The organism is uncultured Arcobacter sp. (genome assembly GCF_937982575.1).
Taxonomy (GTDB): Bacteria; Campylobacterota; Campylobacteria; order Campylobacterales; family Arcobacteraceae; genus Arcobacter.
Window position 1 is genome coordinate 40,508 of the sequence record NZ_CALJLR010000007.1, and the last position, 22,987, is coordinate 63,494.

The following is a 22,987-nucleotide window of genomic DNA, read 5'->3' on the forward strand; positions in this document are numbered from 1 at the left end:
TTAAAGGCTGTATATTGATTGTACAGCCTTTTGTTTTTGTGAGGTAAATATGGAATTTAAAAAAGACAAATTTGGGTATTATGACCTTGAAATTTATCGGGGTTATGAATTACGTTACTATGATTCAGACCCATATGACAAAGTAAGAGTTTGGAAAGATGATGAAGTCGTATTCAGCTATTCATGGTTAATAAAAGATTGTGAATTAGAAGCTAAAAAATTTATTAACAAAATACTTGACAAAGAATAGAGTATGATGTATTATTAGTTATCAAGACAAGAGAGGTTTTATTATGTTAATAAAGAATGTGGAAAAGATTAATGAAATAAAAGGTAAAGGTACTTGTATTGGGATAATTAAAACACCAAAAGGAAATATGTCTATAATAGCTGTTGATAAATCAAATGGGTTTTCAACATGATATATACCAAAAAGATTTCTTTATGTTCAACTACCAACTGGCTCAATTTATACAATAACAAAGGATTCATATAACCACTGGAAAAGTGAATTCGATATAGTTTGGTTTGATGGTATAGATTGGTATGATAAATTGGCTTTAAAAAAGTAGTTGACAATGTATTTCAGATATGTTAGTATTAGTTATCAAGACAAGAGAGGTTATATTATGAGTAGATTCATTCCAATCAAAGAAGTTGCTAAAAATCTTAGAGAGTTTCTTAAGAAAAACAAAGAGTTCAAAAACCACAAATTTTCTATCACAACTGATAGAGGAACTTTTACACAGAAAATTTATGTTGCTCTTATGGTATCACCAGAGAACCCATTTAAACCAGAATCAAAATACTATAGTGAAGCTGAAGATGGTTCACTTTATCAGTATGGATGTTATCACTTCACTAAAGACTGTTATGAGCGTTCAGACCTGAATGAAAAGTATATGAAGATGTTCCAGAAGATTAAAGAATTTCTTTGGACTATGAATTATGATGATTCTGATATCATGACTGATTATTTTGATAGAGGTTTCTATGAAGATTATTCAGTCGGCAAATGGGATAAAGATTTTATAATCAAACCCGTTTAATAGACATCTTTAGATAAATATATAAAATAACGAGGTTCATCAAATGAAAGTTCCAGATTTTAGAGAAATGTTCAATGAAGTAAAAAAGGATAAATTCTATTTTACATATAAGGGTATAGATGTTAAAGTAAATGATACTTTGCAACATTCACTCGCATCACGCCTTAAAAGGGCTAGTATCAACATGGACAATTTTATACCAGATATAAAGCAAGCGATAGATAAATCTGATAAACAAGGCGTTTATGCCTATATCAAAAAGGATAAAAACTATAAGTATCTTGCTAAATACAATCCAAGACAGAATGAAATGTTTGTGTTGACTGTATTAAGTCCAACAATGGATAGACTTGATGTTGACTATAAAGTTGTGATAGAATGTTTTGAAGAGTTCTTCAACTTTGAGTTGGCTGAAAATGATTATTATATTATCAGGGATTCTGAAAATGATATGGAATACTTCATGGAAAGTATTGACGGTAATAAAACACTAACTATAATTGATGATGAGAACAATTCATTGTCTATACCAGTTATTGAAATATAAGGTAGGTAATAAATGAGTGAACTAAACAAAGAAAGACTCCAAGAAATATTTCTTGAAAGCACTGAATATGAACTATATCATGATACGTATACATCAGCTATTCAGACTGCATTAGATTATGCTATTAAAAAAGGATATCAGACTGATAAAGAAGAAGTTGCTGATATAGTTGGTCTAAATTCATCAAGACCAAAGAAAGGCAAGACAACACGTGTAACCATACCACTTTATAAAAATGGTAAAGAGCAGAGAAAAGCTTTGCATATTCAAGTTTATGATAGAGGAACTTCCAATAATTCATATGAATTAAATGTTTATATATCTTGACATGAAATAAGATATATTGTACACTTTTATCAAGTGAGGTATTATTATGAAAAGAGAAAATATTATAGAAATTTATGAATCAGTGGAATTTAGAGAATTATTTAGATTGTATAAATCTGGTAATTATTATAAATTTGTAAGTTTGGCTATAGAAAAATACACAGTTGATGGGTTTTCAGACCTTATATCATATTATGAATTTGAAAACTATTTTCAAATAAAAGGATGTGTATTTGAAATAATGGTTAAATTTAGATGGTATAAAGGTAAAAATTCACTGAGTAAATGAGGTAAAGCATGAATACAAATTTTGTAGACATCTTTAATGATGTGATTAATGAAGGTAAAAATAAACTACTCTTTAAAAACGAATATATTTTCAAACTTAAGAGTAGGTATATAATTGATACCAAACACGCATCACAAAGAGTCATAGAGCGTAATGAGCTAACTGAAGATGAACTTGTTGAACTATACAGCAAAATCATTAAAGGGTTTCTTGAAAAGGGTAGCTCATATACTGATAAAGATGGAACTTATCTAATCTTTAGTAAGAGTATGAATCAAGGTATCGTTGTTGGATACCGTAAAGATTATAACAAGATTAATGATAAGAGACATTTTATAGTTGTGACCTTTCTTCCAAGAGGTAGAAAGAATCCAAAACCAGACACAGAGCTTATAACAGTTGAAGCCTTTGAAAATGCATGGGTTTCAAAAGAGTTTATACAGTATATGGAAGATATATCTGTTGATAATACACTGGCTGAATCTGTAATCCCTAATGGGGATAACACATTCAAAGTCAGAGATATATTTGATGAAGAGTATGAATTTTCATTTTACTATGAAGATTCAAAAGTATGGAATTTTGTAAATTCCTTTGAACTGATTGAAATAGATTAATGAGGTAGTGAAATGGAAGATGTACTTAATGTATTTAATGAGGTAACACTTAGTAGGGTTTGGAATCATTTCAAATCTGATAGAGCGGTTGTTATTATGACAGGTTTCAGAGATGAGAAATCTAACAAAGAGAATATACAAGCAAATAAAGCCATTGCATCACAGCTTAAAAACGCTGGGTTTGGTTATGTATTTGTTGATGGGTTCTGGGTTGAAAATCAAGGTACTGCTGATGAAGTTGAAGTAAGCGAAGATTCAATATTTGTAACTGCTGATGCTTCAGAAAAGGATAAACTGATTAAACTTGCACATGAACTTGCAAACAAATATAACCAAGATGCGATATTTGTAAAAGAATCAAAGGATAATGTTTATCTACTTTTTAAAAATGGTAGTAAAGAAAAACTATCTGGTGGACTTAAACCAGATAAAGTTTCTCAATTCTATACTAAACTTAGAGGTAGAGGAAACAGAACATTTGTTTTTGAAAGTGTGAAACCTAGTGTGACACTTTATGGTAAATGGTCAAAAAATTATAAAAAAGATTAAAAAGATGTTGACATGATTGACCTTATGTAGTATGTTTATTATGTAAGGTCAATTAAACAGAGGGTAGATTATGATGACATTTCAAGAAGCAATTGAACACGCCAATAAATGGAAATATAGACTCAATCAAGATAATTTTGTCATATCCGCAAAACCAAAAGGGGATTGTTATCCATATGAAGGAATTATTACTATGGACGGGGGTAATAAACTTGATATCACCAGTGAACAATTTATAGATATAGTAAGAATATTAGCGAAATAGAGGATATATTATGAAAAGAACATGTTATGGATGCAAAGCATTACATTATAATTTGGATAAATGTGATTTAGGATTTGAAACCGCTTGGGTTAGTGTTGATTTAAAAACTTCAAATGGTAAAATATATAAAAACATGAGTGGTAGTTTAAAACCACTTGAAGAATGTCCCAAACCAAAAACAAATGATGAATTAATCATTTGCAATAAACTGAAGCGAGAAGGTAGATTATGAACAACACACTTTTACAAGTTCTAATGATTCTTAAAAATCATTCTAATCACAACTATCTTGTTGGTGGTTGTGTCCGTGATAAACTGTTAGGTAAAGTTCCCCATGATTGGGATATTGTTACAGATGTTCAAATGGATATTATTGAGCAATCTTTTACTGACAACGGTTGGAAAGTTGATGCAACTGGTAAAAATTTTCTTGTTATGAATGTTTCCAAAAATGGGGAAATGTTTGAAATTGCTAACTTTAGAAAAGATGGTTGTTATGCAGATGGAAGAAGACCAGAAACGGTTGAAATCGGTACTATATATGAAGATGCTGAAAGGCGTGATTTCACGTGTAATGCACTTTATTATGAACCATTCACAGATATAATCATAGACCCTCTTAATCAAGGTATAAAAGATATTGAAAATAGAATACTTAGATTTGTGGGTAATCCAAAGGATAGAATTCAAGAAGATTATCTCAGGGTTGCACGATTTTACAGATTTATAGGTAAAGGATTTACACCTGATAAGAAATCTTTGAAAGCATGTAGAACTTACTTTGAGAATATGATGCTTCATACTCCTGCTGAAAGATTAAGAATTGAAATAGAAAAAATGGTGATGGGAAATGATTAAACTAGATATACTTTATATAGTCTTTCATATTGTGTCTATTATGGTGTTTATAAAAATGGGAATGTTTAAACCGACAAGCGCAGATTTTGACGGAGCTAAAGGATGTGACGCATTTTTGATGTTTCTAATTTTAATTGTCCCGTGGGCAGTGTGGGGTATCATGACATTAATGTGGCTTGATGATAATAAAGATACTAAAAAAGCTAAAATAATCAGTTTTGTTTTAGCTATAATAGGAGCAACACCAATTGTCATGATTGCAATAAGAATAATAAAAATAATAAAAATGTCTTGACATGAATATATTATATGTTATACTTAGGTATAATAAAACATGAGGTAAAAAATTATGAATGTAAGACATTTCAAATCGGGTGATATTTATGATAAGGACAATGTGTTCTCAGAAGAAGCTAGAAGTACGCTAGTATCTAAAGATGAAATTATAAAAACATTTGAAGATACTGCAATAGCAATGGTTTTGGATATTACAAATGTATCAGATTTATCTGGATACATAGATAACATGATTAAAAATAAAAATTTGTACGAACATATTTCATTAAACAATAAAAGTTATGTTTATATAAATGATAATCAAGAGAGGAACATCCAACAAAACCTGTTAAAGATATACTCAACAAAAAAGAAGGGTATTTCAGTATATGCTGTTATATACGAGGATGAACTGGCTCATTTTTCAAAAAAATATCCAATTTTTTCAATAGCTGTTTATACAACAAAGGATGAAATTTCAATAGATGATTTTCCATCTGAAACGCCTATTAGTAGAACTCCATTTATCTTTGAAGATGTTAATGATATGTTTAATTATATTAAATCATATTACGACCCGTTTAAAAGTGAAGATTATTATAATGACACCTTGATATCTACAATGGATAGGTTTATAAAAGGAAAATCAAAGATTTGTAAACCAAGTCAGATTTCTATATATAATGTTCCTAGATACAAAGAAGTTATTAGGAAAGTAAGCAATGAAGACAATATTATTAGAGGTATAGAAAAAATTAAAAGTGATGGTGGAAATATTTACAACATTATCGAGAGTAAATTACAATGTCGAGTAAGTGCCGAGATTTTTGTTGCATACTCTAATGTAGATGATGATACACAATATTTACATCATGGCACACCAGATACAAGAATATATCTGCAATACCACTTTTTAATGAAGAATATGCCTGAAAACCAAACTCTTATACTTTTAAGATATGATAATTTTTATATCATATTTAGTGTAAAGGGTAAAATGGATGAATTGAGATTAAAAAACGAATATGTCACTTTCTTAAAAGAGGATGCGGAAAAAGAACTCGGTTGTGATATATGGTAAGGGGGATAAAAAAATAATGTTAAAGGAAAATGTTGAGCAATATTTAGACAGGTTAGAAAGAGAACAAAACATGTATATAAAGGTTAAAAAGTTTAACAAAATATTCTACATAAGAAAGGATGTTTATAGACTTGAAAACATCACATGGAAATTGCCAAACGGTGATTATAGATTAGATGAGAATAAATTTTTTATGATATCAGATTATATTATTGATATAACAACTAATTCTATACTGAAATGTAGGGAAAGTATTGAATATATACTTGATAACATGTGTAATGTTACTGAAGTTAAGGAGGATATCTAATGAGTAGCAAAAGACATTGTGATGTATGTGATGCAATAATTAATGATGGTGATGCAAGTTACACCATAATAATTAACAAGGGCGAATACGAGTGTAAAACTGATGATGTTTGTGTATCCTGTATAAAAAAGATTCAGGATATAGGGGTTAAACTAGACTTACAGAGTAAATTCAGTATAAAAGATGGTAGAGGATTGAGATGAACAAACCACAAATGGTTGAAAACAATAAAATACTTGAATATATGGTGGGTTCACATCTGTATGGACTTGCAACACCTGAATCAGATTTAGACTTTGCTGGTGTTTTCATACCTGATAAAGAATTTATATATGGTTTTCAGAATATTGAGGAAGTAGACCTATCAATTGAATCCAAATCGCCAGATGGTAGAAATGATGCAAATGCAGTTGATAGAAAGATGTATACCGCTCAAAAGTTTCTAAAACTTGCAATGGAGTGCAATCCAAATATAATCGAACAAGTATTCGTTAATGAGAGTAATATTATATATAAAGATACTCTTGGTCAAATGATACTTGATAATAAACATATATTTCCATCTAAACTTATTAAACATAGGTTTGGTGGTTATGCTATATCACAACAAAAGAAAATGCTTGTGAAGCCTGATAATCTGAAAGAGTTGATGGAAGGTAAAGAAATACTTGAAAAATGGCTTGAGCTTGATGCTAAAGAAATGATTGGGAATGAAAGATTTCTGAATCATATGTATAATAATGAAAATGAGAAACCTGTTTTTGAGGATAAGAAAGACCATGTTAAATGTGGTGATTTAAACTTTCAGAAACATGTAATGGTTAAGAAAGCGTATAAAATGATAGATGAGAGGCTATCAAAAGCTTCACATCGAAAGGAAGGGTGGTTGCAACATGGATATGACCTAAAATTTTGCCATCATTATATAAGGCTGTTTTTAGAGGGTATTGAACTTTTTGAAACTGGTTCTCTACAGTTCCCACTTAGACACCATGACTTGCTTATGGATATTAAGACAGGTAAGTATAAACTAAATGAAGTGATGGAAATTGGTGAATTTTTTGATGATGTGTTTAATAGAGCGTATGAAAAAAGTGAATTGCCAAGTAAACCAAATTATGATAAGGTTAACCAACTTTGTATAGATATACATGAACAATTTTTAGAGAGGTGATGATGAGGAATAAAATACAAATCACGAATGATAAATGGTATGGAGAATCAGTATATATTGACCCATGTTGTGATAATCCAAATATACAAACTAAATATTCCAGTTATAATGATACCTATTTTGTTAACTGTGAATCATGCAAGGCTTGGGATAATAATAGATGTTTTTCCGATATAAATTTAGTTAAAACAACAACTAGAGTCCTGAATGATGAAAAATATAAACTTAAAAAAAGATTGGATGAAATTGATAAAAGGTTAGATTGGTTAAATGAACAAAATAGGAGGATAATGATATGATGCTCAAATATGGTAAAACACCAAAATTTAGAGATTTCTATAGTAATATAAAGAAGTGTATGGATTTTCAAGGGATGGATGAGAATGGTTATCCAATCATTTATTCACCAGCTGAATATCCTGATGTTAAAGTAATAGGAAGCCCGAAAGTGCATGGTACAAACGCTGGTATTTCTATACATCCTGATGGGGTGGTTATTGGAATGTCTAAAGAAAATATCCTAGTTGAAATCAGCCCTGACAATGATGTAAAGATTAAAAGTGGTAATGCAAACTTTGAAGATTATGTAATTGCAAATTATGAAACATTCAGAGAGATTAGGCAAACTTTTACAGACCTTAATATAGTTAAACCAAAAGAAATATTTACTATATATGGTGAATGGACTGGTAAAGGTATTCAAAATGGTGTTGCTGTGAACAGTCTCGATAAGTTTTTAATGGTATTCAATATGAAAATGACCACTATAGAAGATGGAAATACTGTGTCACGTTGGATAGATGAAAAAATGTTCAATACATGTTTTCAGCATCTTGACAAATATAACACAATTCGGATGTTCAATATTAAACAATTCACAAATTATGAATTTGTTTTCAATATTAATAATGTTGAAGCTTGTCAAGAATACATGGATGAAAAGACTCTTGAGGTAGAAGAAAATTGCCCCGTTGCATCTTTTGTTGCTGACCATGATAATGTCGAACTTCCAATGACAATTGGTGAAGGTATTGTCTGGATTGCATGGTATAAAAATGAAAGGTTTATCTTTAAAACAAAGGGTGATAAACATACTAAAACCCCTCAAAAATCTAAGAAAACAAGAGTATCAAATATCGACATTGAACAAATGAAAAATATTACAGAGTTCATTGAAACATATTGTACTGAAGATAGAATGGAACAAGGTATTCAACAAATATTTGGTATTGGAAATGATATTGACATTAAACAAATTGGTGATTATATTAGATGGGTTGTAAACGATATTAGAATTGAAGAAGCTGATGTAATTTCTGAATCTGGTTTAGAAATGAAACATATTGGTAAATATATTCAAAATAAAGCTAAAAGATATTTCTTTGATAAGCTTAAAGAGGTGGGATAAAAATTGAAAAGAATAGTATTACTTGACTTTAGTGCTATTGCTCATTCAGATTGGCATGGTGCGGTAAAAAATGAAAAGACTATAGCACATGATGATAAAATGGATTATCATGCTTACATTGTTATGACTCATATTAAGCAGTATATAGCTAAGTTTTTACCAATCGATGAATTTGTTGTCTGTTGTGATGATGGTTCATGGCGGTATGATTTCTATGAGTATTACAAATATAAACGTAATCAAAAGAAAAAGGAAGACCCGCTCACATATGAACTTATGAAAGAGTCAATGGATAATATCCTTACAGCACTTGATAAATATTTTCCTTATAATGTTGTAAAGGTTAAAAAGGCTGAAGGTGATGATGTAATAGGTGCGCTTGTTGAAGAGTTGCATAATGAATTTGATGATATAGTTATTATATCCAGAGATAAAGACTTTCAACAGCTTCAAAAATATAAGAATGTAAGACAGTATAATTACATGAAAGATGAATTTATCGTCTGTGATGACCCTTATGCATATCTGAATGAAATGTATCTGATTGGTGATTCCGATGACGGTGTGCCAAATATGCATAGTCCTGATAATATATTTCTATTACCAGATAGACAGAAACAGATGAATAAGAAAGTCAAATCTGAATATCATGAAGGTATAAAAGAGTATGTGAAGAAACATGACCTGAAGAAAAATTTTATTAGGAATAGGAAACTTGTTGAACTGAGTTCTAAAACAATTCCTAAAAAACTATTTGACAACATTATGTATATGTATTATGATAATAAAAATAATGGTCGTACTAAGATTAATTACATGGGCGTGTTTAAATATTTATCCGCTCATGTTCCAGCTTATGAGACTGATAGTAAAGGATTTGAAATATAAATGGATAATTGGAATCAATTACGTTTTACATGGTCAAGGTGGCGTTCTGGGAGTCCACTAGACTTTTTTACTGAATGTAGGACAAATGCTTTAATTGCCAAAGGTCATATGCTAAGAGAGTATGCAATCGCCTATTGCAACGCAAAAATACTCTCTTGCAGACCTAAAAGAAATCATAAAGCAGTAATGTTTTACAAAGATGGTGAACATTTTTGGTTTCATTTGTCTGATTATGAATTTGATAGAATATTTAAGGAGGTTTTATAATGATAGAGAGACTTGAAGACATCGGATTTTATACTATGGATAATAATAGAGCAAAATCTGTATCAACAGAAACAGACCTTTGGAGGTGTGAACTTATTCTGACTGATACATGCAATTTCAAATGTCCATATTGTAGAGGTGTTGAAAAAGAAAATAAAGGTATGATGTCTTGGGATAAAGTAAAGTTTATTATTGATATGTGGGGTAGTCATAACCTTAGAAATGTTAGATTTTCAGGTGGTGAGCCTACTATGTGGAAATATAAAGGACATTTCTTTGATTATGACCTTGTTGATGTTGTTAAACATGCTAAAAGTGTTGGAATAGATAGAATTGCTATCTCTACTAATGGTTCAGCCGACCAATATTTTTATGAAAGACTTATTCATGCTGGTGTAACAGATTTTAGTATTTCACTTGATGCTTGTTGTGCTGAAGAGGGTGATAAAATGGCTGGTGATATTAAAGGTAGCTGGGATACAGTTATTGGAAATATCAAATTTTGTGCTAGTCATACATATACAACAGTTGGAGTAGTATTCACAGAAGATACAATTAATACATTTAATGATGTTATCGCATTTGCATCAGATGAACTTGGTGTCGATGATATCAGGATTCTAAGCTCTGCACAATGGAATGAAAAGTTCAAAGATATTCATGTTGATGAAAAATATCTTGCTAAACATCCAATTTTAAAGTATCGTGTTGACAATTTTAAAGATGGGAGACATGTTAGAGGTATTGAAGAAGGTGATTGTGACTCATGCAAACTAATGCTTGATGATATGGCAATCCTAGCTGATAAACATTATCCATGTATCATTTATATGAGGGAACAGGGTAAAGCAATTGGTGAAATTGATTATACTAATGACCCATATGAAGAAATGATTAGAATTAGAAAAGAGCGTAAAGAATATATAGAAAAACTGAAGGGTGATTCTATTTGTAAAAAGAATTGTCTTGATGTGTGTATAGATTATAATAATATAGTTGATAAATTTCAAGGAGGATGTTAAAATGGCGAAATATCGTGATGCAAAAGAAAGAGCGAGAATAAAGAGAGATAAAAGACAAAGTGAGATTGATTCAAGACCAACACCAGTTAAAGATACACATCCATATGAGATGATGTTTAACGGCTGGGCTACAAATAAAAATTAAGGAGGTTTTATAATGATTGTTGTATGTAATGAAGAAAATGGTAAAAAGGTTCAATTTGAAAATGCTATTAAAGCGGAAAAATTTGTATTGGATGTTTGGCATATCACACAGGACTTGGAACTAAGATTTGCTCTATATGAGATTGATTGTCCTTTTTATGAATATGATGGTGATTTTAACGATGATAATCTTATAGGAGTTTTTAGAGATTATGAATATATTGCAAAGGGTGACTTATGCAAGAAATAATTGAACAGTGTATAATGGATGGTCTAGTTGTAAAACTTCCATCATTTCAACTTGATAGAAAAGATTATATGAATCTTAAAAAATCGGCTGAAAAAAATGGTGGTAAATGGTCAAGAAAAGAACAAGGTTTCGTGTTTGGCTCTGAAGCTCAAATTGAATCTTTTATGGGTGGTGGAAACCTGAAAAAAGAATATCAATTTTTTCCAACTCCAAAAGATGTTATTGACATTATGCTTCAGAATATTAATATCATTGACAATGATATTATACTTGAACCATCAGCTGGTAAAGGTGATATTATTAAAGCTGTTCAACAACATCTAAATGATTATGGTATTAAAAATACTCAGATTGACTATTGTGAACTAAACCCAGATATGAAGAAACCACTTGAAGAAACAGGTTTTAATATGGTAGGAACTGATTTTCTCAATCTAAACAAACCAAATTTTTATGATGTCGTTATAGCAAATCCACCATTTACAAAAGGTCAAGATATCATACATTTTAAACATATGTATGATTGTTGTAGAAAGGGTGGTGTTGTTTGTAGTGTGATGAGTTCAAGTTTCACGTTCAATTCAACTAAGAAATTTCAAGAGTTTAGAGAGTGGTTAAAAACGGTCAATCATCATATCATTGAACTTGATGAGGGGATGTTTCAAAGTAGTGGAACAAATGTTAAAACTGTGATACTAATAGTTGAAAAATAATTAAAGAGGTATAACAATTCTTATAGTTGACATAATGTATCTTAGATTGCTGTCATTAGACCAATATATAGAGACAAACAACGGCAAATATTTTGCACATTTTAGATGTCCTGTATGTGGTGATTCACATAAATCTAAGTATAAAAAACGTGGATGGGCTTTTAATAATAATACTCTGATTAGTATAGGTTGTTTCAATTGTGGGTATAATGACACATTTTACAACTTTCTCAGAGACCATTACCCAGAAATGTTTGATAGTTATAAGATGGAGTGTTTTAAACAGAAACTTGATAAGTCTGATAAGAAGGTCGTATTTGAAGAACAGAAACCAAAGGAAACAAATATACATAATGATTTGGTAAAGGTATCAGACTTACCACCATTTCATAAGGCTGTTAAATACCTTAAATTCAGGCTTATACCTGAGAAATACTATGATTATATGTACTACACTTCAGACTTTGAAAAGTTCGTTAAATCGCAATTTAAGGAGTCTGATGATGGTATAATAAATGACCCTTCACCTGAAAGAATTGTAATGCCACTGTATACACAGAATAAAAGTATATATGGTTATTGTGGTGCTAGGGTAGATAGAAGTAGTGATAATAAAAAATATATAAATATAAAACTCAAAGAACATAAAAAGGTTTATGGTTTGGAAAGATTAGACCGAACAAAACCTATATATGTTACAGAGGGTATTTTTGATTCGCTTATGGTAGAAAATGGGTTAGCTGTACTTGGGGGGATGGCTAACCTAGATTTTCTATCTGAATATTCAGAATTGGAAAATTTTATCTTACTGTTTGATAATGAAAAACACAACCCAGACACAATGAAGTTCATGGAAAGAGCATTGAAGAAGGGTTTTAAAGTGTGTCTATATCCAAAGACATTCAAATATAAAGACTTAAATAAAGCTCATACAGAAGGATTGACATTAGAAGACATTTCAAATATGATACATACTAATACAGTTCAAGGTCAAAAAGGTTTATTAAAGTTTAAGTTATGGAGGAATCATTGACTAAGTTTTATACAAATATCTGTGTGCATGATGGGAAGGTGTACCACACAGGATTTATAAATGGAAGAAGATTTAGAAAACATCATGAATTTAACCCAACTTGTTGGATACATGACCCGTCAGAGCAATATGATTGGAAAACCATCCATGATGAGTCAGTCCAGCCAATAAATTTTGAATCTATATCTGAGTATAGAAAATATATGTTTAAGAATAAAAACATGTTTCCTATATATGGTGATATCAAGATTGAAACACAAGCAATTTCACATTATTATAAGAAAGAGATAGACTTTGATTATTCTCTAATGAAAGTTTTCTTTATAGATATTGAGACTCCATCAAATCAGGGGTTTCCACAACCTATATATTCACCTGTACCAATTAGGTCAATTGTTGTCAAAGATAAATTTGCTAAAAAGTTTCATGTGTTTGGAGATGCGGTATATTCAGGTAAATTTGATGAAGTTAAAGATGAAATCGTATATTATCACTGTGATGATGAATATGACCTGTTACTCAAATTTGTTCATTTCATGGAAGTTGAAAAACCAGATTGTTTAGTTGCATGGAATGGTATACAATTCGACTATCCTTATATCATTGAAAGATGTAATAAAATCATTGGCAAAGATAATACATCATTACTTTCACCACTTAGAGAGGTTAGATGTCATTGGAGTGTTGATGATAAAGAAAATGATATTGCTAAACCATATATTAAAGGAATTACACTTCTTGACCTTATGGAAATCTTTTCAAAATATTCCAGAACAAAAACAGAAAATAGAAGACTTGACACAGTTGCAACGGCTGTTATAGGTGAAGGTAAATTTGAATATGAGGAAGATAACCTTTGGGATTTGTTTATCAATGATTATGAAACAGCTATCAATTATAACATTATAGACGTTGAAAGAATGGATAACATTGATGACATTGAAGGGTTGTTAGAACTTCATTATAGCCTGTCTTTTATGGCTAAATGTTCTATTGATGATGCTATGGGTAGTATTAATCTTTGGGATGCTTTTATATATAATAGACTGAAAACTGATAAAAAGGTTATACCACCAAAATCAGAACATGATAAACATAGATATGCGGGTGCGTATGTGCATGAACCAAAACAAGGTTTATATAAATGGTTTTTATCATTTGACCTCAATAGTCTATACCCTCATTGTATTATGCAATGGAATATTAGTCCTGAAACATTAATTGATGCTATGATTGAAAATGTTAGAATGGATGCTATTGATGAAAGATTTTTAAATAAAGAAATAGATGTTAAAGATGAAATATTAGCTGGTAATGGTCAATACTTTAGAAAAGATAAAAAAGGTATACTTCCTATGATAATGGAAGAAGTGTATGCACTTAGAAAAGCCATTAAAAAAGAATCTCTTGCACTTAAACAGAGGGTAAAAGATGGTGAAAAACATTTAGAACCTGAGAGAAAGGCTAAAGCAAATAAAGAACTTGCACTTAAGATTATGATTAACAGTTTCTATGGTTGTACAGGTAATAACTATTTCAGATATTATGACCTTAGACAAGCAACAGGAATTACACTTTCAGCACAATTAGCAATTAAATGTGCAATGAAATCAACAACTGAATTTTTTCAAGATAAGTATGGTTATGACCCACTTATTTATGTTGACACAGATTCTATATATTTAAATGTTGAGCCAATAGTAGAAAAGATTAAATCAAAGAAACCAAATATTAAAGATTCTGAAATAGTTGATTTTCTTGATAAATTTGCACAAGAAAGGGTTGAACCCGTTTTGGAAGCTGGTTATAATGATTTGAAAGAGTATCTAAACTGTAATGACAACAAAATGGTTATGAAACGTGAAAAGATTGGTTCTGCTGGCATATGGCTTGGTAAAAAGCGTTATAGCACTATGGTACATGATGAAGAGGGTGTAAGGTTTCCAACACCAGAAATATCCAATACAGGAGTTGAAATCAAACGAAAGGATACTCCTAAGAAGGTCAAACCATATCTTGAAAAGATACTTGAATTATTACTTGAAGGTAAGACAGAAAATGATATACAAGAGTATGTTGCAAAAGTTAAAGAAGATTATATGAAGATGTCTATTGAAGATATCGCACAACCAATCACAGTTAAAAACATACGCAAATATCAAACTGGTGATGGATGGGCATCAGGAACACCACACCATGTAAAAGCAAGCATAGTGTATAATAATTATATCACTAAAAATGGTTATACTAATCTAAACCTTATACAAGATGAAGATAGTATAAAATTGGTATTCTTGAAGAAACCAAATCCAACATTTGAAGAAAAGATTGCATTTATCAAGAAATTTCCTTGCAAAGAGCTTGAAAAGTATGTAGATTATGATGAAGTATTTGATAAATCGTTTATGCATGTTGTGAAATCAATATGCGGTAAACTAGGAATGAAGATTGAAGATAATCCAATGTATGACATTGATGATATTATTTAAGGAGGGTTGACGATGAGCTATTTTAATTTTGGATATACTTGTCCAATTATTGATTCAAATATAAAAGGGTTTCAAGAAATAGTTGAAAACTATATCAGAGATATTATATTTGATGTGTATCAAGGAAAGGTTTCATATGCGGATTTAGATTCAAACGAGGATGAACAAGCTGAATATAGAGATTATGTTATATCAACAGCTGAATGTATATACGGTGATGTTGAATCATATTTTGAGGGTACTAGAAAGACTAATGAAGATATACGAAATTCTGCTGAAAAGCAAATAACAGATTTGGATGAAGAAATAGAGCGATTAAAATATATTATATCTGATAAAGAAGATGAGATAGATAGTCTTAAAAGTCAGATTGATGAGCTATAGGAGGTATAAAGATGAGTAACAAAACACCTGAAATGGATGATTTCCAAAAACAATTTGCAAAGATTCTAGGATGGTCTGGAAATGATGATGAATGTAGAACATGTAATAAGAAGGTAAACACTCAAACAGATTTCAAAGACAAGCTTAGTCTTAAGGAATATTCAATTTCTGGAATGTGTCAGGAATGTCAAGATAAAATATTTGGTTAATTACTATACGCTATATCGTATAATTTAAATATATGCGGTGTAGCGTATAAAACTTTTTGAAATTTGTTATTGACACGATTTAGATTGTATAGTAATGTATCTATGTAAGATAAATTGAAAGAGGTTATATTATGAAACTTTCTAAAGAAGCTCAAATGAAATTAGCGATATATTTAGCTGAACTCAGTGAAACATTTTGGAATGCTATACAGGATTTCAGAAGTGTCAAGCTTGGTCATATCGTTAAAGATGATTTATTTGATTATGAGCTTGATGAACTTAAAAGCACAAGAGTTCTTGGAAGATGTAAAGATTCAAACGGTAAATTCACAATACTACTTAACCCAGACCTTATAGAAAAATTCTTTGATGATTATAAAGAAACAATTGCACACGAATACACACATTTTCTTCAGGGTAGAGTGTTTCAGGGTTGTATGTCACATAGAGACAATTTTAAAGTTTTTATGAGGGTATTCGGTTATGCTGATGCAAAGGCAACACAACAAGTTTCAAATGAAATCATCAATCATGTTAAAGGATATAGAAAACAATCAAAGAAAACTTATCACGTTTATAAATGTGGCTGTCAGGAACACTATATAGGCAAAGTTAAACATAAAAACATGGAATCAAATCCTTATAGAAAATTAAAATGTACTGCATGTAATTCAAGATTGAATTATTTAAATAAAACTGTTGACAAGTGATTTAAATTAAGTTATAGTTTTTATATCAAAGAGAGGTTATATTATGAAATTTAAATATGAATCAACTTTTAATACCCAGATTGAAAAGTTTCTAAAAGAAATCATATTTCCAAAATGCAAAGAGGTTATAACAAAAGATTTTGATGAGTCTATACTAGATGATGTTATCATTGATAATATTGTTTCATGTAGTTTGTTTGGTAGATATAGTCTTAGTAAAAACACAGTGTTTTTAAATTATAAAATACTTGAAGCTGATTTTGAAAACTTTATAGGGGTAATTGTTCATGAATATGTTCATTTTCTTCAAGGTAGAGTTTTCAAAACTAAAATAGGTCATAACCCTCTTTTTAGAAAGGTAATGGTCTCACTCGGTTATGAACAACACAAATCAGCAAAATACAAGGAAACTCCTAATCTTTGGTATAGTATACTTGCATCACAAAGAAAGGGTAATAAAAGACATTTTATATACACATGCGATTGTGAAGGTCGTGAATGGAATGTAAAAGAAAGCAACCATATCTGGAATCAAAAACACGACACCATGACATGTCGATTATGCAATGCAAAAATAAATTATACTGGAAAAATGGTTGACTTTAGTGAATGACAGTGATATATTGAATTATAAATTGAAAGAGGTTATATTATGATAGCAGAAACAATTCTTAATCAGCTTGGCGGTAGGTCAAGAGTAAACATTATGATAGGGCTTAAAGATGTTTTTAAATCTGGTAAAAATGGGGAATCTCTCCAATTCAAATTTAAAGCAAAATCACCAGAGAAAATCAACTTTGTAAAAATAACACTCAATTCACTGGATTTATATGACATTGAATTCGGTTATATAAGAGGTATGAATTATACAATTAGAAAAGAGCTTTCAAATGTATATTTTGACCAGCTTATTCCAGTGTTTGAAGAAACAAAAACACCCAAACAACCCAGTAAGTATGAGGTGCTTGTAAAAGCTATGCCCGACCATTTTATGGATGAACCTAAGTTTGTACGCACTTTGAAAGAGTGGGCTGTTTATCACGATAGATACAAACCAGTAGGAGCTAAGAAGTTCACAACCCAGTTAAGAAACTACAGCAACGACAATCCACTTAAAGCGATAGAGATTCTTGATGTTTCTATGGGATGTGGATGGCAAGGCATATTCCCACTGGATAAAAAACAGAGGAGACTAACAATGAATAAGCAACAAGCAAAAGAACAGTATGATAACATGATGGCAAAATCCGACGAATTAAGAGCAGAAGCTGAAAAGCTTAAGGTTATCATAGACGCACCTGAGTCAGTGGTATGGAAGCCGATAGGGGGCGAAGAGTGTTTTAGGATTGATGATACTGGTAAAATAGTACGAATATCTTATACGTTACGCCACCATGAAGCTTCTTACCTTCGTGGTCGCATCAAACGCACTTGTGAAGAAGCTCAGAGGTTCGCAGACAGCGAGCTTATAATGTGCGAACTACAAAGGAAAGCTGATGAAGCTAATGGTGAGGTGTTGAGGGGTAAGGATTGGAGAGGATATAGACATTGTTCAATCTCTTTAGGTAATAATGATGCTTTTAATATAACGCACTCATGCTTATGGGTGGTAATGCATTCTTGTGCAGGCTTTAAGAATCACAAAGATGCACAGCAAGCACTTGACGAGCTTATTGAAAAGTATGGCAAAGATAAGGTGAAGACGGCTCTGAGTGGGGTGTGGAAATGAATATAACTACATTAATTATAATATCTATAAATTTACTTTTGGCAGGATACTGCGCAAACCAAAATAAAATAGGTTTTGTGATTATCGGTTGTACTATATGTATATGTATTCTTTTGTCAGATGTCATCGAAGCAATTAAAGTAAATAGGTGTAGAAATGAGTGAGTTAAAACCGTCAGAAGTAAGACAGTTCATGGAGCAGAAAGGACTATTACCTAATAACTCCACTCAATGGGTTAAAATGATAATGAATATGCAAGCTGAAATCGACAGGCTGAAAGAGGATAATGAGGAACTCGATAAACAAATCTCTGCTTGCGGCTTATCGGCAAAAGGTCTCTTATTTGAGCCTCAACAAAATCAGAAGTCTGGAGCATTGGTTGCCTTTAGAGAATTATATGCTGAAAATTTTAGCTTAAAACAACGCAACGCAGAGCTTGTGGAGGCGTTGACTACAGCTGACGAGTGTATTCAAGTTCTTTCTATGCTGAGTGGTGTTGATACTAATGACGTTCAGAAAATTATCAAACAAGCACTCGCTAAAGCAAGGGGGGAAGCGTGATTACAAAATACAAACAACTAATTCCACACGGTAAGAGTGATGAGAACGGCGATTGTTTCCGTACAGCGGTAGCCTGTCTGATGAATATACCACCTGAAGAGGTTCCGCATTTTTGCAGTAAAGAAAACACGGACTGGTCAGGGGAGTTTATGAGCTGGCTACAAAGTAAAGGATACACAACAGTAAACCTCGAATGGGGCGAATGGGTAGAAGACTGCTTAAAAGGTACATACCATCTCTTGCTTGGAATTTCTCCACGCTTTGAAGGACTATTCCATGAAATAGTCGGTTACGAAGGTTATCCGTTCCACGATCCGCACCCAGATAACTCGATGATTACGGATGATACTAGCAAATGGCAAATAAAGCTCATTATTCCAAAGCATTTTAATAAATGTAAAGACGATGAGAAATAAATTAAAAGGAGAACCCACATGTCAGAACTCATAATCTGTGTCGGTGGATGGATAATAACCAATGGCTTTTTGCATTTTCAATAATAACATTTTTCGCATTCGCCATTCCAACAATGATAAGCATGGAAATGAACAAGAAAACATTTGACAAAATAACACCAAAAGATTATGATGCTTTTATTAATGTTTTTGAAAATCCTGAATTTAGGATTGGGTATATTAAAAGTATTCAACATGGGATTTTTTATTCACTATGGAATTTTGGGAAACCTTTTTCATATTATAATGTCCCTGAAACCGTTGATATGAATATAGTAGAGATTGTTCGTAAAGAAATTTATAAAGGTAATGTTCGTTGTAAATAAAAATAAATTAAAAGAGGTAAAGAAATTATGAAAGTGAATTACAAAGGAAGAGACCAGAAAAGAGGAAAGATTAAACCTAGAGATATTGCAAAAAGGCAAAAGAAAGCAATGCAAAAAGCACTTGGGTTTCCAGAGTTTGAGATTGACTCATTCGCATTCGAAAAATCATTCGTGAGGTAGAAATATGAAAAAGATAGGCATTATATGTTCAAGAAATTATAGTCTCTCTGCTTATGATATGGATTTTATTGATAAAACAATTAAATCAATATGTGCAAACTATACACCAATACTATCACGTAGAACTGGAAATGGTGAAATTATGTCTGATTGGTATGGAACTCATAAAAGAGATATGATTTGTATGTCACAAAGATATTTTGATTCTTGGGTTCATGAAAACCTTGCAATGATTGATACATGTGATGAAATGGTTTTTATCTGGGATGGTCAATCTGAAGGTACTGAGTATTGCATTAACACAGCAAAATTTCTTGGTAAAAAATATACAATAATTAGAAATGGATGGTCAATTATATGAGTAAAAGTTATGACAAAGACCCAATTGGGCAAAGAATGAAACAATACGAACATGTATATACTTCAGATTGTGTTGAAAAGAAAACACCAGTTGTAATAAGAATTGATGGTAAAGCTTTTCATACATATACAAAAGGATTTGAATATCCATTCGATGAAGATATCACATATGCAATGGATAAAACAACTGAATATCTTGTAAAAAATGTTCAAAACTGTTGTATTGGGTATACACAAAGTGATGAAATAAGTCTCATTCTACTGGATGATAAGAATGAACACTCTGAACAAATGTTTGGAAATAAGATACAGAAACTTGCAAGTGTTACAGCTAGTATGGCTACGGCAATATTTAATCAAGTCATTAAAGACCGAACAAGCACAACAAAACTTGCAATGTTTGATTCCAGAATATTCAATGTACCTAAAGAAGATTTAGGTAATTATATGTTATGGATACATAGAGATTGTATTAAAAATTCTGTGTCAATGTATGCAAGGACAGTATATAGTCACAAAGAGCTTTACAAACAAGGTAAAGCTGATATGATAGAAATGATTGAAACAGCATTCAATGAAGGTAGATGTGATAGAACTTGGCATAACCTACCATATAGATTTAGATATGGTATTGTAATGACAAGTAAAGATGGTAGACATTTTCCAAAAGAAGATTGGACATACTACACATGGAATAATGTTATCAATCAATATTACGAGGATTAGAAAAATGATACCAACAATATTTTCAGCTGTTTGTGATATGTGTGGAAATGTAACACATCAGAATTATACACCTATTTGTTCTCATATAGTCTGTTATGACTGTTTGAAAGCAAATGATATGGATTGTCCAGTGTGTGATAATCTATGTATAAAACAGGATGTTGGTATGAAGTATCAAAATAAAGATAAAGAAAAGAAAAAACTAAAAAGGTAAGGAGTAAAAATTATGGAAATGAACGCTATGTTTTGGACTGACTTTTATAAGGTTGGTCATATTAATCAATACCCAAAAGGTATTAAAAAGGTTTATTCAAACCTCACAGCGAGGACAAGTAGACTCAATGGAGTAAATGAGGTCGTTGTGTTTGGATATACACATCTAATCAAAGATTTCATTATGGATTATTTTCAAAAGAATTTCTTTGATAAACCAAAAGAAGAAGTTGTAAACAGTTATAAATCTGAAATTACAATGGCTCTTAATACTGAAGATTTCGATACAACACATATTGAAAGGCTTCATGATTTAGGTTATCTTCCAATTGTTATTAAAGCACTTCCAGAAGGAACACTAGCACCTATTAGAGTTCCATTCATCACTATTGAAAATACTATTGATGAATTTTTCTGGGTGACAAACTATATTGAAACTATTTTCAGTGCTATTATTTGGCAACCTATCACAAGTGCTACTATTGCATTTGAATATAGAAAGATTGTTGATAAGTATTTTGCTGAAACTGGTAGTGATGAAATGGAATGGTTTAAAGATTTTCAATGTCATGATTTTAGTTTTAGGGGTATGGGTGGAAGAGAAAGTGCTTGTACATCTGGTATGGGGCATCTTACATCATTTATGGGAACGGATACTCTTCCTGCTATTATTTGTGCTAAACAGTATTACAACGAAGATGGTTTTGTTGGTGGAAGTGTTGGTGCAACAGAACATAGTGTAATGACATCATCTGCGAAAATATACGCTGAAAAAATAAATGAAATAATTGAAGAATGTTCAAATAAAGAAGATGCGTATGAAAAGATTATGGAATTGGTTGAAAATCCCAACCTAATTCTTTAAATGTTTTTCCTATATGAGATTCATTTAAATCATATGTGTTTGAAATCATTCTTTTAGTAATTATTTTAGATGCATTATTACACCTTTTTCTAATGGTATCAACAATTATACCACATGATTTAGATGCTTGATTAGCTGATTTGAATATACCAAATGGTGTTATCCAATCACCTTTATATTGAGCATTTCTTTCTGGGTTATTAATTTTAGTGGTAGATATTTTGTTTTTAATGGATTTATTTCTAGGAGTATTATATAAATGACTTTCTTTACCAGCTTTATGAGGGTTGTTATTTTTCCAATTAATTGATTGAATTTGTCTTCTTTCTTTAGTCATTACTGACACACCCTTTCTATTTTTAGAATTGGCTTTAGCAAATTCAATTTTTGATTGTTCATAAACGGTTGATGTTATTTTATATGTTCTTTTAACGTCACCATGTGTTTGGTTACACATAGCCCAGAATGCAAATTTTAATTTGTTATTGTTTGGGTAAATTTTAGTTAAAAGATGATGACAAATAAAATGTTCTTTAGCTGTTAGTAAAACTAAATTAGATGGATTATTATCACCACCAAGTGATTTTGGTACAATATGATGATTTTCAAAATATCCATCATTTTTAGACCTATTTTTATTTTTGGCTAAATTAATAATTTGTGTATACATATTTTTATAATTCATATATAATATTTATCTTTATATGAGTTAA

General features: G+C 30.9%; 40 protein-coding genes. 39 read left to right on the forward strand and 1 reads right to left on the reverse strand.

Features of this window, described 5'->3' with window-relative positions:
* The first annotated feature begins 49 nt into the window (after positions 1-49).
* The 39 genes from Q0617_RS07090 to Q0617_RS07280 all read left to right on the forward strand — a co-directional run bounded on the left by Q0617_RS07090 (position 50) and on the right by Q0617_RS07280 (position 22,274).
* On the forward strand, positions 50-250 hold the full coding sequence (locus Q0617_RS07090; protein WP_298751895.1) for a hypothetical protein: 201 nt from the start codon (positions 50-52) through the stop codon (positions 248-250).
* Between the two features lie 43 nt (positions 251-293).
* Positions 294-422 carry a hypothetical protein gene (locus Q0617_RS07095; RefSeq protein ID WP_298751897.1) on the forward strand — a complete coding sequence of 43 codons (129 nt, stop codon included), beginning with the start codon at positions 294-296 and terminating at the stop codon, positions 420-422.
* 207 nt (positions 423-629) lie between these two features.
* Positions 630-1,049 (forward strand): LPD29 domain-containing protein, encoded by a 420-nt coding sequence (locus Q0617_RS07100; protein WP_298751899.1) that lies wholly within the window; start codon positions 630-632, stop codon positions 1,047-1,049.
* A 184-nt stretch (positions 1,050-1,233) separates the two neighbouring features.
* Positions 1,234-1,596 (forward strand): hypothetical protein, encoded by a 363-nt coding sequence (locus Q0617_RS07105; RefSeq protein ID WP_298751900.1) that lies wholly within the window; start codon positions 1,234-1,236, stop codon positions 1,594-1,596.
* 12 nt (positions 1,597-1,608) lie between these two features.
* Entirely contained in the window at positions 1,609-1,923 is a 315-nt protein-coding gene (locus Q0617_RS07110) for a hypothetical protein (protein WP_298751902.1), read from the forward strand.
* Between the two features lie 46 nt (positions 1,924-1,969).
* A complete protein-coding gene (locus Q0617_RS07115; RefSeq protein ID WP_298751904.1) occupies positions 1,970-2,212 on the forward strand; it encodes a hypothetical protein in 243 nt (80 codons plus the stop codon).
* Positions 2,213-2,220: 8 nt separating this feature from the next.
* Positions 2,221-2,829 (forward strand): hypothetical protein, encoded by a 609-nt coding sequence (locus Q0617_RS07120; protein WP_298751906.1) that lies wholly within the window; start codon positions 2,221-2,223, stop codon positions 2,827-2,829.
* 12 nt (positions 2,830-2,841) lie between these two features.
* The gene (locus tag Q0617_RS07125) at positions 2,842-3,378 is read left to right on the forward strand and encodes a hypothetical protein (protein WP_298751907.1); all 537 of its coding nucleotides are present in this window, start codon (positions 2,842-2,844) and stop codon (positions 3,376-3,378) included.
* Positions 3,379-3,448: 70 nt separating this feature from the next.
* Positions 3,449-3,643: a hypothetical protein gene (locus Q0617_RS07130; protein WP_298751909.1), complete on the forward strand. Its 195-nt coding sequence runs from the start codon at positions 3,449-3,451 to the stop codon at positions 3,641-3,643.
* 10 nt (positions 3,644-3,653) lie between these two features.
* On the forward strand, positions 3,654-3,875 hold the full coding sequence (locus Q0617_RS07135; protein ID WP_298751913.1) for a hypothetical protein: 222 nt from the start codon (positions 3,654-3,656) through the stop codon (positions 3,873-3,875).
* Positions 3,872-4,501, forward strand: a complete 630-nt coding sequence (locus tag Q0617_RS07140; protein ID WP_298751915.1) for a CCA tRNA nucleotidyltransferase — start codon at positions 3,872-3,874, stop codon at positions 4,499-4,501. Before Q0617_RS07135 ends, Q0617_RS07140 begins: the two co-directional genes overlap by 4 nt.
* The gene (locus tag Q0617_RS07145; protein WP_298751917.1) at positions 4,494-4,796 is read left to right on the forward strand and encodes a hypothetical protein; all 303 of its coding nucleotides are present in this window, start codon (positions 4,494-4,496) and stop codon (positions 4,794-4,796) included. Before Q0617_RS07140 ends, Q0617_RS07145 begins: the two co-directional genes overlap by 8 nt.
* A gap of 54 nt (positions 4,797-4,850) precedes the next feature.
* Positions 4,851-5,858 carry a hypothetical protein gene (locus tag Q0617_RS07150; protein WP_298751919.1) on the forward strand — a complete coding sequence of 336 codons (1,008 nt, stop codon included), beginning with the start codon at positions 4,851-4,853 and terminating at the stop codon, positions 5,856-5,858.
* Entirely contained in the window at positions 5,845-6,168 is a 324-nt protein-coding gene (locus tag Q0617_RS07155; RefSeq protein WP_298751922.1) for a hypothetical protein, read from the forward strand. The genes Q0617_RS07150 and Q0617_RS07155 overlap by 14 nt, the downstream gene beginning before the upstream one ends.
* Positions 6,168-6,371 carry a hypothetical protein gene (locus Q0617_RS07160; RefSeq protein WP_298751924.1) on the forward strand — a complete coding sequence of 68 codons (204 nt, stop codon included), beginning with the start codon at positions 6,168-6,170 and terminating at the stop codon, positions 6,369-6,371. The genes Q0617_RS07155 and Q0617_RS07160 overlap by 1 nt, the downstream gene beginning before the upstream one ends.
* On the forward strand, positions 6,368-7,342 hold the full coding sequence (locus Q0617_RS07165) for a nucleotidyltransferase domain-containing protein (RefSeq protein ID WP_298751926.1): 975 nt from the start codon (positions 6,368-6,370) through the stop codon (positions 7,340-7,342). Before Q0617_RS07160 ends, Q0617_RS07165 begins: the two co-directional genes overlap by 4 nt.
* Positions 7,343-7,344: 2 nt before the next feature.
* Positions 7,345-7,641, forward strand: a complete 297-nt coding sequence (locus tag Q0617_RS07170; protein WP_298751928.1) for a hypothetical protein — start codon at positions 7,345-7,347, stop codon at positions 7,639-7,641.
* Positions 7,638-8,750, forward strand: a complete 1,113-nt coding sequence (locus Q0617_RS07175) for an RNA ligase family protein (protein ID WP_298751930.1) — start codon at positions 7,638-7,640, stop codon at positions 8,748-8,750. The genes Q0617_RS07170 and Q0617_RS07175 overlap by 4 nt, the downstream gene beginning before the upstream one ends.
* Before the next feature lie 3 nt (positions 8,751-8,753).
* The gene (locus Q0617_RS07180) at positions 8,754-9,638 is read left to right on the forward strand and encodes a hypothetical protein (protein WP_298751932.1); all 885 of its coding nucleotides are present in this window, start codon (positions 8,754-8,756) and stop codon (positions 9,636-9,638) included.
* Complete coding sequence (locus tag Q0617_RS07185) at positions 9,639-9,905, forward strand: hypothetical protein (RefSeq protein WP_298751933.1); 267 nt, start codon at positions 9,639-9,641, stop codon at positions 9,903-9,905.
* Positions 9,905-10,927: a radical SAM protein gene (locus tag Q0617_RS07190; protein WP_298751935.1), complete on the forward strand. Its 1,023-nt coding sequence runs from the start codon at positions 9,905-9,907 to the stop codon at positions 10,925-10,927. The genes Q0617_RS07185 and Q0617_RS07190 overlap by 1 nt, the downstream gene beginning before the upstream one ends.
* Position 10,928: 1 nt before the next feature.
* Entirely contained in the window at positions 10,929-11,072 is a 144-nt protein-coding gene (locus Q0617_RS07195; RefSeq protein WP_298751937.1) for a hypothetical protein, read from the forward strand.
* Between the two features lie 12 nt (positions 11,073-11,084).
* Positions 11,085-11,321 (forward strand): hypothetical protein, encoded by a 237-nt coding sequence (locus tag Q0617_RS07200; RefSeq protein ID WP_298751940.1) that lies wholly within the window; start codon positions 11,085-11,087, stop codon positions 11,319-11,321.
* Positions 11,309-12,034: a hypothetical protein gene (locus Q0617_RS07205; RefSeq protein WP_298751942.1), complete on the forward strand. Its 726-nt coding sequence runs from the start codon at positions 11,309-11,311 to the stop codon at positions 12,032-12,034. Before Q0617_RS07200 ends, Q0617_RS07205 begins: the two co-directional genes overlap by 13 nt.
* 34 nt (positions 12,035-12,068) lie before the next feature.
* Positions 12,069-13,067, forward strand: a complete 999-nt coding sequence (locus Q0617_RS07210; protein ID WP_298751944.1) for a hypothetical protein — start codon at positions 12,069-12,071, stop codon at positions 13,065-13,067.
* Complete coding sequence (locus Q0617_RS07215) at positions 13,064-15,556, forward strand: DNA polymerase domain-containing protein (RefSeq protein WP_298751946.1); 2,493 nt, start codon at positions 13,064-13,066, stop codon at positions 15,554-15,556. Before Q0617_RS07210 ends, Q0617_RS07215 begins: the two co-directional genes overlap by 4 nt.
* A 12-nt stretch (positions 15,557-15,568) precedes the next feature.
* Positions 15,569-15,940, forward strand: a complete 372-nt coding sequence (locus Q0617_RS07220) for a hypothetical protein (RefSeq protein WP_298751948.1) — start codon at positions 15,569-15,571, stop codon at positions 15,938-15,940.
* An 11-nt stretch (positions 15,941-15,951) separates the two neighbouring features.
* Entirely contained in the window at positions 15,952-16,149 is a 198-nt protein-coding gene (locus Q0617_RS07225) for a hypothetical protein (protein WP_298751950.1), read from the forward strand.
* Between the two features lie 131 nt (positions 16,150-16,280).
* Complete coding sequence (locus Q0617_RS07230) at positions 16,281-16,859, forward strand: SprT-like domain-containing protein (protein ID WP_298751955.1); 579 nt, start codon at positions 16,281-16,283, stop codon at positions 16,857-16,859.
* 43 nt (positions 16,860-16,902) lie between these two features.
* Positions 16,903-17,472 carry a SprT-like domain-containing protein gene (locus Q0617_RS07235; RefSeq protein WP_298751957.1) on the forward strand — a complete coding sequence of 190 codons (570 nt, stop codon included), beginning with the start codon at positions 16,903-16,905 and terminating at the stop codon, positions 17,470-17,472.
* A gap of 39 nt (positions 17,473-17,511) precedes the next feature.
* Positions 17,512-18,588, forward strand: coding sequence for a hypothetical protein (locus Q0617_RS07240; protein WP_298751958.1), 1,077 nt, complete (start codon positions 17,512-17,514; stop codon positions 18,586-18,588).
* A gap of 156 nt (positions 18,589-18,744) precedes the next feature.
* The gene (locus Q0617_RS07245) at positions 18,745-19,149 is read left to right on the forward strand and encodes a hypothetical protein (RefSeq protein WP_298751959.1); all 405 of its coding nucleotides are present in this window, start codon (positions 18,745-18,747) and stop codon (positions 19,147-19,149) included.
* A complete protein-coding gene (locus Q0617_RS07250) occupies positions 19,146-19,565 on the forward strand; it encodes a hypothetical protein (RefSeq protein WP_298751960.1) in 420 nt (139 codons plus the stop codon). The genes Q0617_RS07245 and Q0617_RS07250 overlap by 4 nt, the downstream gene beginning before the upstream one ends.
* 128 nt (positions 19,566-19,693) lie before the next feature.
* The gene (locus tag Q0617_RS07255; protein ID WP_298751962.1) at positions 19,694-19,930 is read left to right on the forward strand and encodes a hypothetical protein; all 237 of its coding nucleotides are present in this window, start codon (positions 19,694-19,696) and stop codon (positions 19,928-19,930) included.
* Positions 19,931-19,957: 27 nt separating this feature from the next.
* Complete coding sequence (locus Q0617_RS07260) at positions 19,958-20,110, forward strand: hypothetical protein (protein ID WP_298751964.1); 153 nt, start codon at positions 19,958-19,960, stop codon at positions 20,108-20,110.
* A 4-nt stretch (positions 20,111-20,114) separates the two neighbouring features.
* On the forward strand, positions 20,115-20,471 hold the full coding sequence (locus Q0617_RS07265) for a hypothetical protein (protein ID WP_298751966.1): 357 nt from the start codon (positions 20,115-20,117) through the stop codon (positions 20,469-20,471).
* On the forward strand, positions 20,468-21,196 hold the full coding sequence (locus Q0617_RS07270; RefSeq protein ID WP_298751968.1) for a tRNA(His) guanylyltransferase Thg1 family protein: 729 nt from the start codon (positions 20,468-20,470) through the stop codon (positions 21,194-21,196). Before Q0617_RS07265 ends, Q0617_RS07270 begins: the two co-directional genes overlap by 4 nt.
* A 4-nt stretch (positions 21,197-21,200) precedes the next feature.
* Positions 21,201-21,410, forward strand: coding sequence for a hypothetical protein (locus tag Q0617_RS07275; protein ID WP_298751970.1), 210 nt, complete (start codon positions 21,201-21,203; stop codon positions 21,408-21,410).
* A 12-nt stretch (positions 21,411-21,422) separates the two neighbouring features.
* Positions 21,423-22,274 carry a nicotinamide phosphoribosyltransferase domain-containing protein gene (locus tag Q0617_RS07280; RefSeq protein WP_298751972.1) on the forward strand — a complete coding sequence of 284 codons (852 nt, stop codon included), beginning with the start codon at positions 21,423-21,425 and terminating at the stop codon, positions 22,272-22,274.
* Here the strand turns inward: Q0617_RS07280 and Q0617_RS07285 are convergent.
* On the reverse strand, positions 22,237-22,959 hold the full coding sequence (locus tag Q0617_RS07285; protein WP_298751974.1) for an HNH endonuclease: 723 nt from the start codon (positions 22,957-22,959) through the stop codon (positions 22,237-22,239). The genes Q0617_RS07280 and Q0617_RS07285 overlap by 38 nt on opposite strands.
* Positions 22,960-22,987: the final 28 nt, after the last annotated feature.